Genomic DNA, 14,887 nt, shown 5'->3' with positions numbered 1-14,887 from the left:
ATTGGACGATGAGCCTCATACATGAAGTCGCCGCCGAGAGCACCCAGTGGCAGCGGTTGGCCGAACAAGTTCTGGGCGGCCAACCGCTCGACGACCGTCAAGCGCTCAGCATATTGCAGTCAGGTGATGACCAATTATTGGACCTGATCGCCGGTGCCTTTCGCCTGCGACAGAAGCACTTTGGCAAGACAGTTCAGCTCTATTTTCTAGTCAACGCCAAGAGCGGCCTGTGTCCTGAAGACTGCGGCTACTGTTCACAGTCGAAGCTCTCGTCTGCTCCGATCGAAAAATACCGGATGCTGTCGCCCGACCAGTTACTTGAGGGTGCACAATTGGCTCATGAGCGCGGGTCCAAGACCTATTGCATCGTGATCAGCGGCCGCTCGCCCAACGAGCGTGAAATGAACGCCGTGGAAACTGTGGTGCCGATGATCAAACAGCGCTTTGACCTGCATGTTTGTGCGTGCTTGGGACTGTTATCCTCCGATCAAGCATCACGACTAAAATCCTGCGGCGTGGATCGCGTGAATCATAACCTCAACACTAGCCGCGAGCATTACGCCGAAATCTGCTCGACCCACACCTACCAGGATCGGCTGGATACGTTGCACAACGTCCGAGCCGCTGGCTTAGAATTGTGCAGTGGTGGCATCATTGGCATGGGGCAATCGCCGGAAGATCTAGTGGCCATGGCCATGGAGCTGCGCAATTTGAACGTCGAGTCGATTCCGATCAATTTTCTGCATGCGATCGAAGGCACGCCGTTGGAACAGCGCGATGAGCTGACCCCGCAAGATTGCTTGCGCGCTCTGTGCATGGTGCGGTTTGTCAATCCTGCCAGCGAACTGCGAATTGCCGGCGGTCGCGAAAAGCACTTGCGGTCGCTGCAGCCGCTCAGTCTGTACGTGGCCAACAGCCTGTTTGTGGGCGACTATTTGACCACCAAAGGTCAACCGCCTCAGGCCGATTACGATATGATTCGCGATCTGGGCTTCCAGATGACTCGTGTTCAGACCCCGAGCAACTGAGTATCATGCTGGCCAAACGCGTTATCCCGTGCTTGGACGTGACCGAGGGGCGCGTCGTGAAGGGCACCAATTTTGTGAATCTGCGCGATGCTGGCGACCCGGTCCAGGTGGCTGCGCGTTACGAGCGCGAGGGGGCCGACGAGCTGGTATTTCTGGACATCACGGCCAGTCACCAAAAGCGGGCCATCATGCTGGATGTGGTCCGTAGGACCGCCGAACAGGTCTTCATGCCGCTGACTGTCGGCGGAGGCATTCGCAGCCTAGAGGACATTCGAGCACTGCTGCAGGCCGGATGTGACAAAGTCTCCATCAATACTACGGCGGTCACCCACCCTGAACTAGTCGCTCAAGCCGCAGACCGTTTTGGCAGCCAGTGTATCGTCGTAAATATCGACCCTAAGCGTGTCTATCGAGACGGTCAGGAAATCTGGGAGGTTCACACCCACGGAGGGCGAACTCCCACCGGCCTGGAAGCCGTATCATGGGCTAGGCAGGTCCAGGAATTGGGCGCTGGCGAGATCGTTTTGACCAGTATGGACTGCGATGGCACCTGCAACGGTTACGATCTAGAGATCACGGCTGCGGTCAGCCGAGCCGTTCAAATCCCGGTGGTGGCCAGCGGAGGAGCGGGTTGTCCTGAGCATTTGGCTGATGCAATTCAGCTTGGAAGGGCCGATGCCGCTCTGGCAGCCAGTATTTTTCACTTCGGTCAGTTTACAATAGAACAGACCAAGCGCATTATGGCGGACAGGGGTATTCCGGTCCGCCTGCGCCGGACCACCCCCGCCTGATGTGCGATATGGCCTGCCGTCGGGTTGGGGATGTTGGAGCGGTCGTCAACCTTTTCATTTGTTTCGTTGTGACGGAGAGTTTAACACGTGTCCGACGCTGAAGAAGTACGCGGAACAGGCGACGCCACCATGGATCGCCTCATCGGCAGCCTGCTCAAGAAGCGCGAGGCGCTGGAGGTAGACAAGTTCTTCCGCGCGCTGGTCAAGCTCAAGGGCAGCGACTTGCACATGAAGGTCGGCAATCCTCCCATCGTTCGCGTTAACGGAACGCTCAAGCCGCTGAATCATCCGGCGATCGAAAACGAGGAGATGGTGCGGCTGCTGGTGCCGATGCTGGACGACCGCAACCGAAAGATTTTTGAGCAGGATGGCGGAGCGGACTTTGCGTATGTGGTTGAAGTGGATGGCATCCACTGGCGATTTCGCGTTAATATGCTCAAGCAATTGGGCCAGATCGGTTTGGTGGCCCGCCGTGTCAACAACCAAATTCCACCGTTTGCCGGTTTATATCTGCCACCATCGATTGAGCACTTATGCCACCATGATCAAGGCATGGTTTTGTTGGCTGGTGTCACCGGTTCGGGTAAGAGCACGACCATCGGCTCGATTTTGAACTACATCAACTCGATTTATAGCAAACACATTTTGACGCTCGAAGACCCCATCGAATTCGTGTTCACGGAGGATAAATGCCTGATCAATCAGCGCGAAATTGGCCAGGACGTCAGGGATTTTGAGATTGGCATGAAGCACGCCGTCCGCGAAGACCCAGATATTATCCTGGTGGGCGAGATGCGCGATCAAGAGACGTTCATGACGGCCATCCATGCTGCCGAAACCGGCCACCTGGTATTTGGAACCATTCACGCATCCAGCGCACCAACCACGATCGGTCGTATTCTGGACTTATTCCCTGAAGAGATGCACGGTGCCATCCGCTCAGCAATTGCATTTAACATGAAAGGCATCGTGGCACAAAAGCTGCTCAAGTCGATCAAGCCTGGTGTCGGTCGAGTACCGACTGTCGAAATCATGACCTTCACACCCATGATTCAGAAATTGGTGCTGGAAGGCAAAGATTCGAAACTGCCTGACGCAATTCGCATCGGCGCGGCCGAAGGCATGCAGGACTTTACGATGAGCTTAAAGCAACTGATCGACGACGAACTGATCGATCGACCGACCGCGTTTGCCGTTGCGCCTAATAAAGACGCGCTGAAGATGGCGCTCAAAGGAATCGAAGTTAGCTCTCCAGGAATCATCTAAGGCGCAGCATGTTTGGCAGAAAGAAGAAGCCGGCGTCCAACGAACCGACGCTCTTGGCGGGCACAGACCCCAAGGTGGCTTTGCCACCGGTCGAGTTCAAACCGGACGCCCCGGACAAGCAACAACAGCAGGGGGTATTAATCTCCAGCCGCGCCATGCCACATTATCCGGTGGCAGTAATGCTGGTCGCTCATTCACTTCGTAATCGAGCCGACCAAATTCTGCTGGACTTTACCGCCCAAGGTGCCAGCCTGCGCTGCCGCGTAGACGGAGTATGGGAGAAGCTACCACCGCTGGACCGCGAAAATGGTGATGGCATGTTGGCGGTACTGAAGACACTGTGCTTGCTGAATCCTAGTGATCGCCGATCACAACAAAAGGGCAAGCTACCGGTGAAGTTTCAAGGCATCGACTGGATTTTTCGCTTTGCCAGTCAAGGGGTCGCCACCGGCGAGCGTGCGCTGATCACCATCGCCCCCAAGAAGCCGGTGCTCAACACACTGACAGACCTGGGCATGCGCGACGGCATGCAGGAGCGATTCAAACAGTTGATCAATAGTTCCGATGCGCTGTTCCTGTTCAGCAGCCCTCCCGGACAAGGGCTGCCGACGACTTGGCGAGTGGGACTTGAGGCAGCCGATCGCTTCATTCGCGACTTTCATGCGGTATTTGAGGTGACCAGCGATGAACCGGAAATCATCAATGTGACCAATCACACCTTCAGCTCCGCCGCCGGCGAGACCGCCCAGACGGTGCTCAAGAGCCTGCTGCTCAAACAACCCGATGTGTTGGTCATGCCCGATCTAGGGTCTGCGGAATTGGCCGAATTGATCTGCGAAGAGGTCAAAGATGAACACCGTTACGCCATTACACGACTTGTGGCAGGCTCGGCGGTCGAAGCACTGTTGAAACTGTTGGCCAATTACCGCAAATCAGCCAAGTTGATGCTGGAGATCACCTGTGGAGTCCTAAACCAGCGCCTCGTGCGGCGACTGTGCGTTGACTGCAGACAACCGTTTCAACCAAGTCCGGCTTTGCTGCAGAAGCTAGGATTGCCACCGGGACGTATTCAGGTTCTGTACCAGCCCTGCATTCCACCGCCTCCAGAACAGCGTGTCGACGCCAACGGCAAGCCTATCGAAATCCAGATTTGCAGCAAGTGTGGCGGCCGTGGCTATTTTGGGCGAGCAGCCGTTTTTGAGCTGTTGGCTCTGAACAACGAAATACGACAAGCGATTCTCAAGAATCCTGAACCAAGTCACGTACTTTCGGTGGCTCGCAGGCAAGGTTTCTTGACGATTCAAGAAGAAGGCGTGTTGGCGGTAGCCACGGGCATTACCAGCCTGCCGGAATTGCAGCGCGTGCTGACAGCCAAATCTTAAACGAGGTACCGTTCGGATGACGAACCCGACTCCAACTATTCAGTTTTCATTGGGCGCATTCGAAGAGGAAAGCCTCAACACCCGACCGGTCAGCAACGTAGCGGTGCTTTCGTTGATGGTTGGGCTGTGTAGCCTGTTGGTCCCGCTGTCTGGATATCTGCTTCCGTTGTCTTTGCTGGCCATCGTGCTGGGTGGCGTGTTAAGCTATCGTCTCAGTCGTCCGGACGCCGATGCCGGCGTGTGGATGGCCAACGTGTGCTTGGGCTTGGGACTAATGAGCGCCGTCTGGGTCATCGTGGCCAATCGCATGCACTCCGATTATTTGTCTGCGACCGCCAGCCGCCACGCCGCAGAATTCTTAAGCTTGGTCGCTCAGGGCAAGAACTATGAAGCCATGGAACTGCGGCTACCGAATGCCCAGCGCCAACCTGCGGATATGAACTTGCAGGACTACTACGAAGCTTATGAAGGCGTGGTTGTCCCTGAAATGGCAATGCTCGGATTATTTGGCGGTGGGGAAGAAACTCGCGATCCACTACGCGAGCGCAAGCTGTCGAGTCTGATGTTTCGCCAGGATCCCGTGATAACTCACATCCAACACAACCCGACTGCAAACTGGCGTTATCAGGCTACTAAGGAGATTCAATACAATAAAGAAGTCACCAGAATCCAAGTGGTGATGCGCAGCGATCAAGACGCCTCCAAGCCGGTTGTGATCGAATTAATGCGGAACCTCACCCAAGAACATGCCGACATTGCCGAGTGGCGCGTCAATCGGATTTTCTTTCTCGATAGCCACTAGTCCTTGTCGCTTAGCTCCCCAGTTGGATCGAGACCGTCAGCAAGTTTTCTTCGCGAGCGAGTTCGACCCGCACTACCTCACCGGCCCGAAAGCGGCTCATGACACGGGTCAGATCGCGACTTGAGTCGATCACATGGTCGTCGATGCGGACGATCACGTCACCAGGGCGCAATCCAGCTTGCATCGCCGGACTATCCAGGCTGACGCTGGCGACCAAGCAATTCTGGGCTCGCGAATCCATGGTGATTCCTAAAACGGCTCGCTGCCACCCAGGATTAGTAGCGATTTTGGCTTGAGAACGGTTCACGCGCAGCGTGGGTGGCACCGGATGGGTCGCCAGATGCTGCATAACGCTTACCGTAAACTGGGTCACGCGGACCATGCCGGGGTAGTCAATCAAATGCGAATCGTCGCTGGGGCGATGGTATTGATTGTGCATGCCGGTAAACAGGTGCAAGACCGGCATACCGACCTCGTGAAAGCTCTGATGATCGCTGGGACCATAACCTGCCGATTGAAGGCTAACCTGGATGTCCAAGGGACGCCGCAGATCTTCAACCCAACCCGGAAATTCGCTGGCCGTGCCGGTACCGTAGACGATCAACGCACCGTCGTGCATCCGTCCAACCATGTCCAAATTAACCATGGCCTTGGTTTGTTCCAATGGGAATCGGGGATGTCGGACGTAATGCTTACTACCCAGCAAGCCGCGCTCTTCTGCCGCAAAGGCGATCAACACAATATTCCGACGATCGACTGAGGTGTTGACCGACAATTGCCTGGCCGCCTCCAGCAGAACCGCTGTACCGGATGCGTTATCATCTGCGCCGTTGTGGACAGCGATAGTGCCGGGCGCTAGCGAACCGGGACCGCCCATGCCAACGTGATCGTAATGCGCGCCCAGAACCACATATTCATTAGCCAGTGTCCCCGAACCAGGCAACAACCCCACGACATTGTGAACCTGCGACTGGCGCGGTTCGATCAGTACAGCGCCAGAGACGGTAACCCCCGCAAGTAATTGACTAGCCGGCTTGGAATCGGCGTCGATTTTTTGCTCCCATTCAGCCAGCGGACGACCGGTGCACTGCTGGATCAGAGGATCGATGGCATCTCGCAGCACATGCATGACCGGTATTCGAGTGGTACTGAGCGCCTTGCCAGCCTCATCGATCAGGAACAACCGCTCTGCTTCTTGGTCTTGCAACGTCTCGCGATCGTTGACGAAGATGATCGCAGCCGCGCCTCGCGCCGCTGCATTGGCCAGCTTTGTAGAAAAATAGGCATGTCGCGTCGTGCTGCGAGTGCTTCGGAAACTACTGTCGGAGTTCATCAATCGCGGCTGCTTGCGAATGATGACCACTACCTTGCCGTCAACATCCAGTCCTGCATAGTCGTCATACTGATGCTCCACACTGCTAATGCCGTAGCCGGCAAACGCAACCGGACCTGAAAAACTACCGTTAGCCCCGAGGGATAGCGGAGTCCAGTCGGTACTTAACGTTAGCTCCAGCGGCTGAACCGACTGAAAGACGAGCCGATTCTTGGGGGGCAGGTCGGGAGTGCTCTGTAGGGCCACTTGAGAGCCATTGGGGATCGAAAACGATTGAAACGGGGATCCGGCGAACAAATCGGTGGTTAGTCCCAGTTCAGAAAAGCGAGTCGCAATCATCTGTGCAGCCGCCTCCAAGCCGTGGGTCCCCACGCCGCGTCCCTCACGCTCATCGTCAGCCAGAAACGTCACGTCGGCCCGCAGTCGCTCCTGGACGGCTTCGGGCGATTCCTGCCCCCTCAGGCCGGTTTGGCAGTTCAATAAACCCAGTACAATAACAGTGGTGTAACCGATAGTGCGAAGCAAAGGCTTGATCATAGTCGTGTCGCTTTACGAGTCGGCGGATTTCGAGCGTCAACCAACCAATTCGTTGAGCTGACAAACCCCGGCGGCCCACGTTCTGGTCAACGTAGCTACCCCCAAGGCTGGGACGGAATGTCCTTGGCTGCTAAAGTGTACGTGCTTTTGCGTCAAACGCAAAGTTCGGTGAAGCCTGAAATTAATACCCCGTTGAACGTCGCCAAACTACCCAACCACTGAGAGATTTGGATCATGAGTGCCAGCTTAATTTTTCACGAACATCTGCAGGACATGAAGTTGGCGAGGCCCCGGGCTGGAATTCGCACTTATGCAATACGAACCCGCGCGGTATCGCTACGGTCATGCACCCTATGCCTGGCGGCGGTCGCCTGCCTATCTTCAACCCTTTTTGCTGAAGATCCGCCCACAACCGCCCCCGCAGTCGAAGCATCCAGACCGCAGTATCGCACGAACTCTGGCAAAGAAATTTCCATGGTAGTTGAGGGGTTGCTCCACCCGACCGGCGTTGCCTTGCAACCTGAGACTGGACTGGTTTGGGTTGCCGATTCTGGAAACGGCCAGATCGTGCGCATTGTCGACGGCAAGTCCGAACCAATGATTACGGAGTTTGTTCGACGTGAGCAACCCGCTGGTATTGCTGGGCTGGGTGGACCGCTAAGCATTGCGTTTCTTAGTAAGAATACGTTGGTCGTTAGTTGTGGCGCCCACGGCGAGTCGGCCTCCACGTTGAAGGTCTTTACGCTGCCCGACCCAATAGAACCGCTGAAGGCGGAAGCGGCCAAGACAACACTCACTTTGCCACAGGACAATCAGAGCGATGGATCGGGCGATTTCTTTAGCTTGGCGATAACTGCCAACGCAGTTTTCGCAGCCACTGCCGGTGATACTGCTCAAACATGGATCGCGCGGGCCAGTCGTAACGGCGATGAATTATCTGAGTTTGACAGATTTGCCGATGCAACCAATGCCCTGGGAGTTGGCAATTCTGGTGGTGCTACGGTTAGTCCACATGGCTATCTGGTGCTTGGTCAAATGTTCCAGCTTGGGACAGAAAAGGACAGCCTGATCGCTTTTTTCGATACGGCCACAAAAGAGGCTTTGCTGAAATTGGATTCCGGACTCATGGACATCTCGGCTGTGGCGTATAGTGCCCGGCGTCAGATGTACGTCTTAGACGCCGCCTGGTCACAGCCGGATGCAGGCGGACTTTATCGAATTGTCGCCGACGCGACAGTCACCAGCGGCATGAAAGCCATCAAACTGGCCGATCTGCTGCATCCGATTTGTATGGCCTTTGATGGCGAAGGAGGGCTGTACGTGACCCTGCGCGATGCGGCAGATCATTCGGGCGGTGGAAGATTAGTGAAAATCCCGGCTGACGAAAACCTCTAAACTGCCATCCTGGAGCCCCGGCCAGGCTTGGATTGGCTTTAATTTGCCAAGGGTTCTCGGTACGCCTCTGTCGAGACAGGCAGTTTTCGTTTAGGATTTCCGCTGTGTGACAGCGATCCTCCCGTCTGATGTGGCAATCGGCGATAGCGGATTGCTCATTGCGCTCCACCTGCAACCGTAGCTACTCAATGGACGGCACCGATATGAGTTCCGCAGATGATCCGGAAATCGACTACCCCGACAATCCAGTTTTGGGAGCAGAAATCGCTTCTGCGGCTGAAGAGAACGACGCGGAACGGGCGGAAACGCTGATTCGAGCCAACGATTTTATCGTCTTACAGCAAATCGACTTGGAAACCGGTGAAGTCGAGATCGATGAGGACGAGAACTTTAGCGTCGTGCTGGCCGAAGTTGATGACGATTTGGCGGTGGTTTGCTTTACCAGTTACGCTGCGGTGGAAAGCTTCATGGAGATGATTTGTGAAGAGGTAACCGACGGCAAGCGCCTGCCGGCCGTAGTCATGGAAGGCGATCAGTTGTTAGATGGTTTGCCAACAGGCATTGGCTTGTTGGTCAATCCGACGTCAGATCAAGAATGTTATTTTTCGCCATGCTGCTTCGAGTTCAGTGAAGAGTCAAACGAGGACGATGAAGGCTCGATTTTTCCCGACCCCTGAACGATTCTTGGAGTTAGCACGCAGCTTCGACATCGTTCCCGTCTATCGGCGACTGCTCAGCGATACGTTGACGCCCGTCTCGGCGTTTCAACTATTGGAACCTGATAGCCCGTCGGCAATTCTGCTGGAAAGCGTGATTGGCGGAGAAAAGGTTGGCCGTTACAGCCTGGTGGCCGTCGCGCCCTATCAGCGCATCTCCGCCAGCGGCAATATTTTAACCATCCAGCGCGGACAGACCGTTACGGAAGAACAGGTCGCTGATCCATTGCAGGCTCTATGGGAAACCGTCTCGGGAAAGCGCACCGCCCGTTTGCCAGAATTGCCTCCCCTGACCGGTGGCGCATTTGGGTATGCCAGTTACGACGTAGTGCGCTATGTGGAAAACTTGCCGAATCCTCCGACCGATGACCGCGGTTTGCCCGATCTGGATTTTTCGCTATTCGACGACCTGGTGATTTTCGATCACGTCACCAAGTCGCTGTTTGTCGTAGCCTACGTGCGACTGTCCGAGTTTAAAGATGTTGCTGACGCCTTGGCAGACGGTGCCTATCGAGTGGACGAATTGTGCAAGCGCATGGAGCGCCCGTTACCGCCCAGTCCGTTAGAAGATTTTGAAATGGATTCCTGCATGCAGTTGACTCCCACTAGCAATTTTACGCAGCCTGAGTTCGAGCTGGCTGTCGGGAAGTGCGTTGAATACATCCGTGCGGGCGATATTTTTCAGGTGGTTATCGGACAGCGGTTGGAGCTGCCGCAACTGTGCGATCCCTTTGAAGTTTACCGTACGCTGCGAGTCGTGAATCCCAGTCCTTTTATGTTCTACGTGCGCACACCAGCCGTCACTTTGGTTGGCTCGTCGCCCGAAGTAATGTGCCGCGTCATGGACGGTGTAACCACAGTGCGCCCGCTGGCAGGTACCAGACGACGTGGCAAAGATGACCGAGAAGACGCTGAATTGGCTGCGGAACTGCTGGCCGATCCCAAAGAACGAGCTGAGCACGTGATGCTGGTAGACCTGGGCCGGAACGACATCGGTCGCGTCGCCCAATATGGCAGTGTTGAACTGAGCGATGTCATGGTTGTCGAGCGCTACAGTCACGTCATGCATATTAGCTCGAATGTACAAGGGCGGCTCAGACCCGAGCTGACCGCGATGGATGCGCTCAAGGCTTGCTTGCCAGCCGGTACCGTATCGGGAGCACCCAAAGTGCGGGCCATGGAAATTATCGACGAAATCGAACCACATCGCCGTGGGCCTTACGCTGGTGCCGTCGGCCACCTGGATTACAACGGCAACATGGATACCTGTATCGCTCTGCGAACCATCGTCTTTTGCAATAACAAGATCTATATCCAAGCTGGGGCCGGAATCGTGGCCGACAGTGTTCCGTCAGCCGAGTACCAGGAAACGCTGAACAAGGCCGGAGCAATGCTGCACGCCATACAAATCACGGTCGGACGAAGTGAAGACCGCCGGCATGAGGCAGTGACTGAAGATCAGCAGCCAGCCCGACGAGCCGCGAATTAGCAACGAGTGTCGCTTTCGCGTTGGGTCAATGCTTTTGCGTTGGTTCAATGGATTGTCCTCCGTCTAGACACTGGGGTTGCTGGTCTAGCCCTATCGGCCTCCCGCCCAAATGACAGCCCGCAAGTTGACAGCCCGCTAGTTGACAGCTTGGCTAGTTGACAGCTTGGCTAGTTGGGAGCTTGGCTAGTTGGGAGCTTGATTGGCCGGATAGACCCACAGCTCTTGTTTTTCAGGATTGTAGCGATACACCATTCCCTCCTTCAGCTCTGGCAGCGAAATTGAGTTGGCTTGCAGAATCTCGCGCACAAATTCATCGTGACTCTTAGGTGCGGCGCCATTTAGCGCCTTGTATAGATTTAGTGCATGAGGTATCTGCACGTCAAACACAGCGCGCTGGCGAGCTTGAAATAATTGAATCGCCGGCCCCGTAATGAGCCTGTCGGCGGCCGTGTCATTCTCCATACTCGCCCCCTGCTTACCGACGCCCACCTCGGCAGGTTGCGCTGCCATAGGCGGCGGGGCGGGGGCTGCGTTTTCGGCCGCTGGTTGTTCAGGCTTTTTGGATTCGCAAGAGATACACATCAGAACCAATGCGTTTAGTGCTATGGTGATCGCCAAGTTCGGACGTAAGCGGTGAAGCGCCGGTTTGGCCCCAGCAAAGTAGGTTATTTTCGACAACATGTTAGTTAGCTCCGATTGTGAACTGCGCTGAAAAGACAATGCCGGTATTTTGAACCGAGTAGCGACCACGACAACCCTGAGGTGCATACTGCCCATAATTGTAGCTCCGTAGCCAATGTCAGCAGATGGTGGTCACCCCATTGGACAACCGCGCGAGTTTTGAAGTTGCGCTTTTGGTCCTGGAATCGTACTTGTACTCAATGCAATGGTACTCCTGCTCGTACTCGAAACGCACTGTTCGAGTATGAGTACGATGACCGCCAAAGGCTGAGTACGAACAACCAGCTCATGGGGTATTTCCGGTCCACAAAACATGAAGTGCGCAACTACAAAACGCGCGAGCGACTTCAGCTACATCACGGCGCTTATCGTAGCAATCAGAGCCTGTGCGCCAATCACCGGCAGTGACGGTGCATTTGTCCTGCATTTAGAAACCGCCTGTGGAGCGATCCGAGCCCCACTGCAGAAAACTTTGCCCTAGTAGGCGTTTTCCTGCCTGAATACCACCAGGCAGGTGCGTAGCAGAATCTTGACATCCATCCACAGCGACCAGTGCTGTATGTATTTGTGGTCGAATTCAATGCGCTTTTGCATTTTGTCTAGGGTTTCCGTCTCGCCGCGACACCCCTGAACTTGGGCCAAGCCGGTAATTCCAGGCTTGACTTTGTGGCGCAGCATATAACCGCGAATGAGCTTGCGATAGTGTTCATTGTGCGCGCTGGCGTGTGGCCGTGGCCCAACCAACGACATACTGCCTTCAATCACATTCAGCAGTTGCGGCAGTTCATCCAAGCTCGTTCGACGCAAGACTGCGCCAATAGCTGTAATGCGCGGGTCGCCCTTAGTCGCTTGACGTACCTCCGCGCCATTTTCGCAAGTGCGCATGGTGCGGAATTTCCAAACCCAGATTTTCTTGCCATCAAGACCATAGCGCAACTGGCGGAAGAACACCGGTCCGGGCGACGATCGCTTGACCAGCAATCCGCATACCACGAACACCGGCAGCAAGGCAACTAAGGCTGCTGAGGCGGCGGCGATATCAAACAGTCGCTTGACTAAACCATCCACTCCATACAGCGGGGACTCAAAGACGGAAACGGCTGGCAGTCCTCCGATCGAATTCCATCGCGAATGCAGCAATTCGAATACGAAGAAGTCGGGTACGATATAGACGCTGCTCGTGGTATCTGCCAGCTCATCCAGCAACCATCGTATGCGGCTCTCCGCTCGCATCGGCAACGTCACGAAGACTGTATCCAACCTTCCTGCTTTGGCTTCTGCAACTAACTCTTCCAGTTTACCGCGATACAGATTGACGACTTCATCGCCTAACTGGTGGCGGCTCTTGATACGGTCGTCATAGAATGCAACTACATCTAAACCGCATTCTGGATTAGCCTGAGAATTCTGTAACAATTGCCAGCCCAGTTCGTTCAAGCCGGCCACGGCGCACCTACGTCTACTCCAAGCGGCTGAGAAGAACATGTCGGTTGCGAGGCGCAGGAGGATATTGACTAGGCCCAAGCTGGCACCAGTTAACGCAATCCAACTTAGTATACTGCTACGTGCGAAATACTCGCCATGGCGGGTAAAGAACGCGACTAAGGACAAGCACAACACCGTGAACGACCAATTGAATGCAGTCTTGAGCAATTCCGAATTTGGAGTTCTTTCCGTGCTTGTGCTGACGGCAGCCGAAAATTCGCTGACCAACAGGTAAATCACAATTGCAATTGCAATCGCGGCTGCCGTGCTTTGGCTGGTAGGCTGGCCAGCCAGCCATTGACTGGCATACAAACTGACTGCAATGGTGATCGCGTCGCAAACTCGTAAAACCGCGCGGAGCGGGGACTGCGATTGTTTGATTCGAAAGTTTGTCATTTTCGAGCGATGCGGACGGCTTGATGCGGGCCAATAGATTCAACAATCTTCGAATCTTAGGCCATATTCAGCCTCGCCACTTGGAAAACATGCAATCCCAGGCAGCCCAGGCCGCCCAAGAAGTGTGCTGTCCTTGGTATCGGGATTACAATCGCTAGAATCGATATCAACTGCTGCGCGATGCGGCTTGAAAATGTAGGGATTGAAATGGCGAAAATACCCAGTCGGTTGGAAGACTTGTTGCCCGTAGCTGCGTTTGAAAAGGTCGTGGATGCCCTGCAGCGTCCCGAACTGTCCCATAAAGTCCGTGATGCGCTCAGCAAAGTGGGCTTGAAGGATGTCAATCCGCTGCAGCAGGCTCATGAAGCTTGGCAGCAAGTACGCAGTTGGCTAAGTTCCCTTGCTGGGGACAGCGTCGGCCCAGATAGTGAATTGCTGAATGCCACTGGCAGCTTATTTCTGTCAAACGCGGATCGCTGGCCGATCATCTCCTCGGCCGCATGGTCGTATGCGCGCGCCGCAACCGCCTATCATGACCGACAACGAACTATGCGACGGTCCAACGAGGCGGTCAGACATTGCTTGGCTGGCTGCAATCATTTGTGGTTGAGCGACATGTTGGGCGGACTGCAGTTGGTTTCTCGCACGTTAGCTCCCGGCGGTTTGGTAATGGCTCGAACCGATTGCGTGCGTCTGGCTGGCGTAGGTGACGTTCAACGGCAAGCCGCTGCCTGGGGCAATTCAGTGTCCGAAGTTGGTACCGTCAACGGCGTAGAAGCCAGCGACTGGCAACAAGCGTTGTCCAATCGCCACGATCAGGCGATCTTGTTGGTGAGTCCGAATAACTTAGACTCTCAGACGGCAGCGGCGCAGCGTGCTCAGGCATTGACTGCTGCGAAAAAACACAATGCGCCGGTCATCGAACTGCTGGCTGATGGATGTCTCAGTCCGCAACTGAGTCAGCAGATGGGGTTCCCACTGGCCAACCAGCGGTGTGGTGACGGCACAGATGTGGTATTACTACCTACCCATTTGTTATTGGGTGGAATGTCCGGCCTGCTGTGCCTGGGTGGCACGCATCCGCTCGAAAGAATCAGCCAAGCCGCATCAAGCCTGGGAGCCGGGATGGATGCCTCGACTGTCGCAGCTAACGTCCTAGCGATGCAGTTGGCAAGCGTTGAAGATGATCTGGAATGTGGCCTTGTTATTGGAGGGTTGGTTGCCAATCCACAAGTCTTGAAGAATCGCAGTCAACGACTGGCGGTGCAGCTGAGTGGTCTAGGTCCAATTGCTGGCGCGAATGTTGTCGATCGCTCGCAACCGCTGGGACCAGCACCGTGGTGTCGATACCAATTGGCAGGCCCGGCCATCCAGGTGCATGTTTCCGCAAATGCTTCTACATTCTTCGACTGGCTGGAGACTGGTGGAGAACAACGAGCAGCCATCGCCATGGATCGCCGGGTTGACCCAGCCTACATCGACCTGCGGTTTGTAGCGCCAGAAGATGACCATCGTATTGTGGCTGCGGTGGGCGAGTGGACGCCCTAGCAGGTGCTACTACATCCGCGTACACCACGCTAAAATGG

General features: G+C 55.3%; 11 protein-coding genes. 8 read left to right on the top strand and 3 right to left on the bottom strand.

Translation table 11 applies throughout. The features are described 5' to 3' along the window. Positions 1-8: 8 nt before the first annotated feature. The 5 genes from bioB (at position 9) to KF752_13275 (ending at position 5,269) form a co-directional block, all read left to right on the top strand. Positions 9-1,028, top strand: a complete 1,020-nt coding sequence (bioB, locus tag KF752_13295) for a biotin synthase BioB (protein ID MBX3422523.1) — start codon at positions 9-11, stop codon at positions 1,026-1,028. A 5-nt stretch (positions 1,029-1,033) separates the two neighbouring features. Continuing rightward, positions 1,034-1,819 (top strand): imidazole glycerol phosphate synthase subunit HisF, encoded by a 786-nt coding sequence (gene hisF, locus KF752_13290; protein ID MBX3422522.1) that lies wholly within the window; start codon positions 1,034-1,036, stop codon positions 1,817-1,819. A 129-nt stretch (positions 1,820-1,948) separates the two neighbouring features. Then, positions 1,949-3,085: a PilT/PilU family type 4a pilus ATPase gene (locus tag KF752_13285; protein ID MBX3422521.1), complete on the top strand. Its 1,137-nt coding sequence runs from the start codon at positions 1,949-1,951 to the stop codon at positions 3,083-3,085. Between the two features lie 8 nt (positions 3,086-3,093). Continuing rightward, a complete protein-coding gene (gene tadA, locus KF752_13280) occupies positions 3,094-4,467 on the top strand; it encodes a Flp pilus assembly complex ATPase component TadA (GenBank protein MBX3422520.1) in 1,374 nt (457 codons plus the stop codon). Positions 4,468-4,483: 16 nt separating this feature from the next. Next, positions 4,484-5,269 (top strand): hypothetical protein, encoded by a 786-nt coding sequence (locus KF752_13275; GenBank protein ID MBX3422519.1) that lies wholly within the window; start codon positions 4,484-4,486, stop codon positions 5,267-5,269. A gap of 10 nt (positions 5,270-5,279) precedes the next feature. Here the strand turns inward: KF752_13275 and KF752_13270 are convergent, their stop codons facing one another. Continuing rightward, on the bottom strand, positions 5,280-7,139 hold the full coding sequence (locus KF752_13270; GenBank protein ID MBX3422518.1) for a M20/M25/M40 family metallo-hydrolase: 1,860 nt from the start codon (positions 7,137-7,139) through the stop codon (positions 5,280-5,282). 234 nt (positions 7,140-7,373) lie between these two features. Between KF752_13270 and KF752_13265 the strand changes: the two genes are divergently transcribed. Both KF752_13265 and trpE read left to right on the top strand, forming a co-directional pair. Then, positions 7,374-8,534 (top strand): hypothetical protein, encoded by a 1,161-nt coding sequence (locus KF752_13265; GenBank protein ID MBX3422517.1) that lies wholly within the window; start codon positions 7,374-7,376, stop codon positions 8,532-8,534. A gap of 543 nt (positions 8,535-9,077) precedes the next feature. After that, positions 9,078-10,739 carry an anthranilate synthase component I gene (gene trpE / locus KF752_13260; GenBank protein ID MBX3422516.1) on the top strand — a complete coding sequence of 554 codons (1,662 nt, stop codon included), beginning with the start codon at positions 9,078-9,080 and terminating at the stop codon, positions 10,737-10,739. 183 nt (positions 10,740-10,922) lie between these two features. Here the strand turns inward: trpE and KF752_13255 are convergent, their stop codons facing one another. Both KF752_13255 and KF752_13250 read right to left on the bottom strand, forming a co-directional pair. After that, positions 10,923-11,420, bottom strand: coding sequence for a hypothetical protein (locus KF752_13255; protein MBX3422515.1), 498 nt, complete (start codon positions 11,418-11,420; stop codon positions 10,923-10,925). Between the two features lie 477 nt (positions 11,421-11,897). Beyond that, positions 11,898-13,301, bottom strand: a complete 1,404-nt coding sequence (locus tag KF752_13250; GenBank protein ID MBX3422514.1) for an undecaprenyl-phosphate glucose phosphotransferase — start codon at positions 13,299-13,301, stop codon at positions 11,898-11,900. A 207-nt stretch (positions 13,302-13,508) separates the two neighbouring features. Here KF752_13250 and KF752_13245 point away from each other — a divergent pair, with 207 nt between their 5' ends. Then, the gene (locus tag KF752_13245) at positions 13,509-14,849 is read left to right on the top strand and encodes a hypothetical protein (protein MBX3422513.1); all 1,341 of its coding nucleotides are present in this window, start codon (positions 13,509-13,511) and stop codon (positions 14,847-14,849) included. Positions 14,850-14,887 lie beyond the last annotated feature (38 nt).

It is taken from the genome of Pirellulaceae bacterium (genome assembly GCA_019636385.1).
GTDB lineage: Bacteria > Planctomycetota > Planctomycetia > Pirellulales > Pirellulaceae > Aureliella.
The sequence above is the reverse complement of the archived record's forward strand: the minus strand, read 5'-3'. Positions and strand labels throughout refer to the sequence as shown.

Bases quoted from the DNA above. Each gene is read 5' to 3' on its own strand.
- bioB (MBX3422523.1), top strand. From the start codon at position 9: ATGAGCCTCATACATGAAGTCGCCGCCGAGAGCACCCAGTGGCAGCGG.
- hisF (MBX3422522.1), top strand. From the start codon at position 1,034: ATGCTGGCCAAACGCGTTATCCCGTGCTTGGACGTGACCGAGGGGCGC.
- KF752_13285 (MBX3422521.1), top strand. From the start codon at position 1,949: ATGGATCGCCTCATCGGCAGCCTGCTCAAGAAGCGCGAGGCGCTGGAG.
- tadA (MBX3422520.1), top strand. From the start codon at position 3,094: ATGTTTGGCAGAAAGAAGAAGCCGGCGTCCAACGAACCGACGCTCTTG.
- KF752_13275 (MBX3422519.1), top strand. From the start codon at position 4,484: ATGACGAACCCGACTCCAACTATTCAGTTTTCATTGGGCGCATTCGAA.
- KF752_13270 (MBX3422518.1), bottom strand. From the start codon at position 7,139: ATGATCAAGCCTTTGCTTCGCACTATCGGTTACACCACTGTTATTGTA.
- KF752_13265 (MBX3422517.1), top strand. From the start codon at position 7,374: ATGAGTGCCAGCTTAATTTTTCACGAACATCTGCAGGACATGAAGTTG.
- trpE (MBX3422516.1), top strand. From the start codon at position 9,078: ATGGTTTGCCAACAGGCATTGGCTTGTTGGTCAATCCGACGTCAGATC.
- KF752_13255 (MBX3422515.1), bottom strand. From the start codon at position 11,420: ATGTTGTCGAAAATAACCTACTTTGCTGGGGCCAAACCGGCGCTTCAC.
- KF752_13250 (MBX3422514.1), bottom strand. From the start codon at position 13,301: ATGACAAACTTTCGAATCAAACAATCGCAGTCCCCGCTCCGCGCGGTT.
- KF752_13245 (MBX3422513.1), top strand. From the start codon at position 13,509: ATGGCGAAAATACCCAGTCGGTTGGAAGACTTGTTGCCCGTAGCTGCG.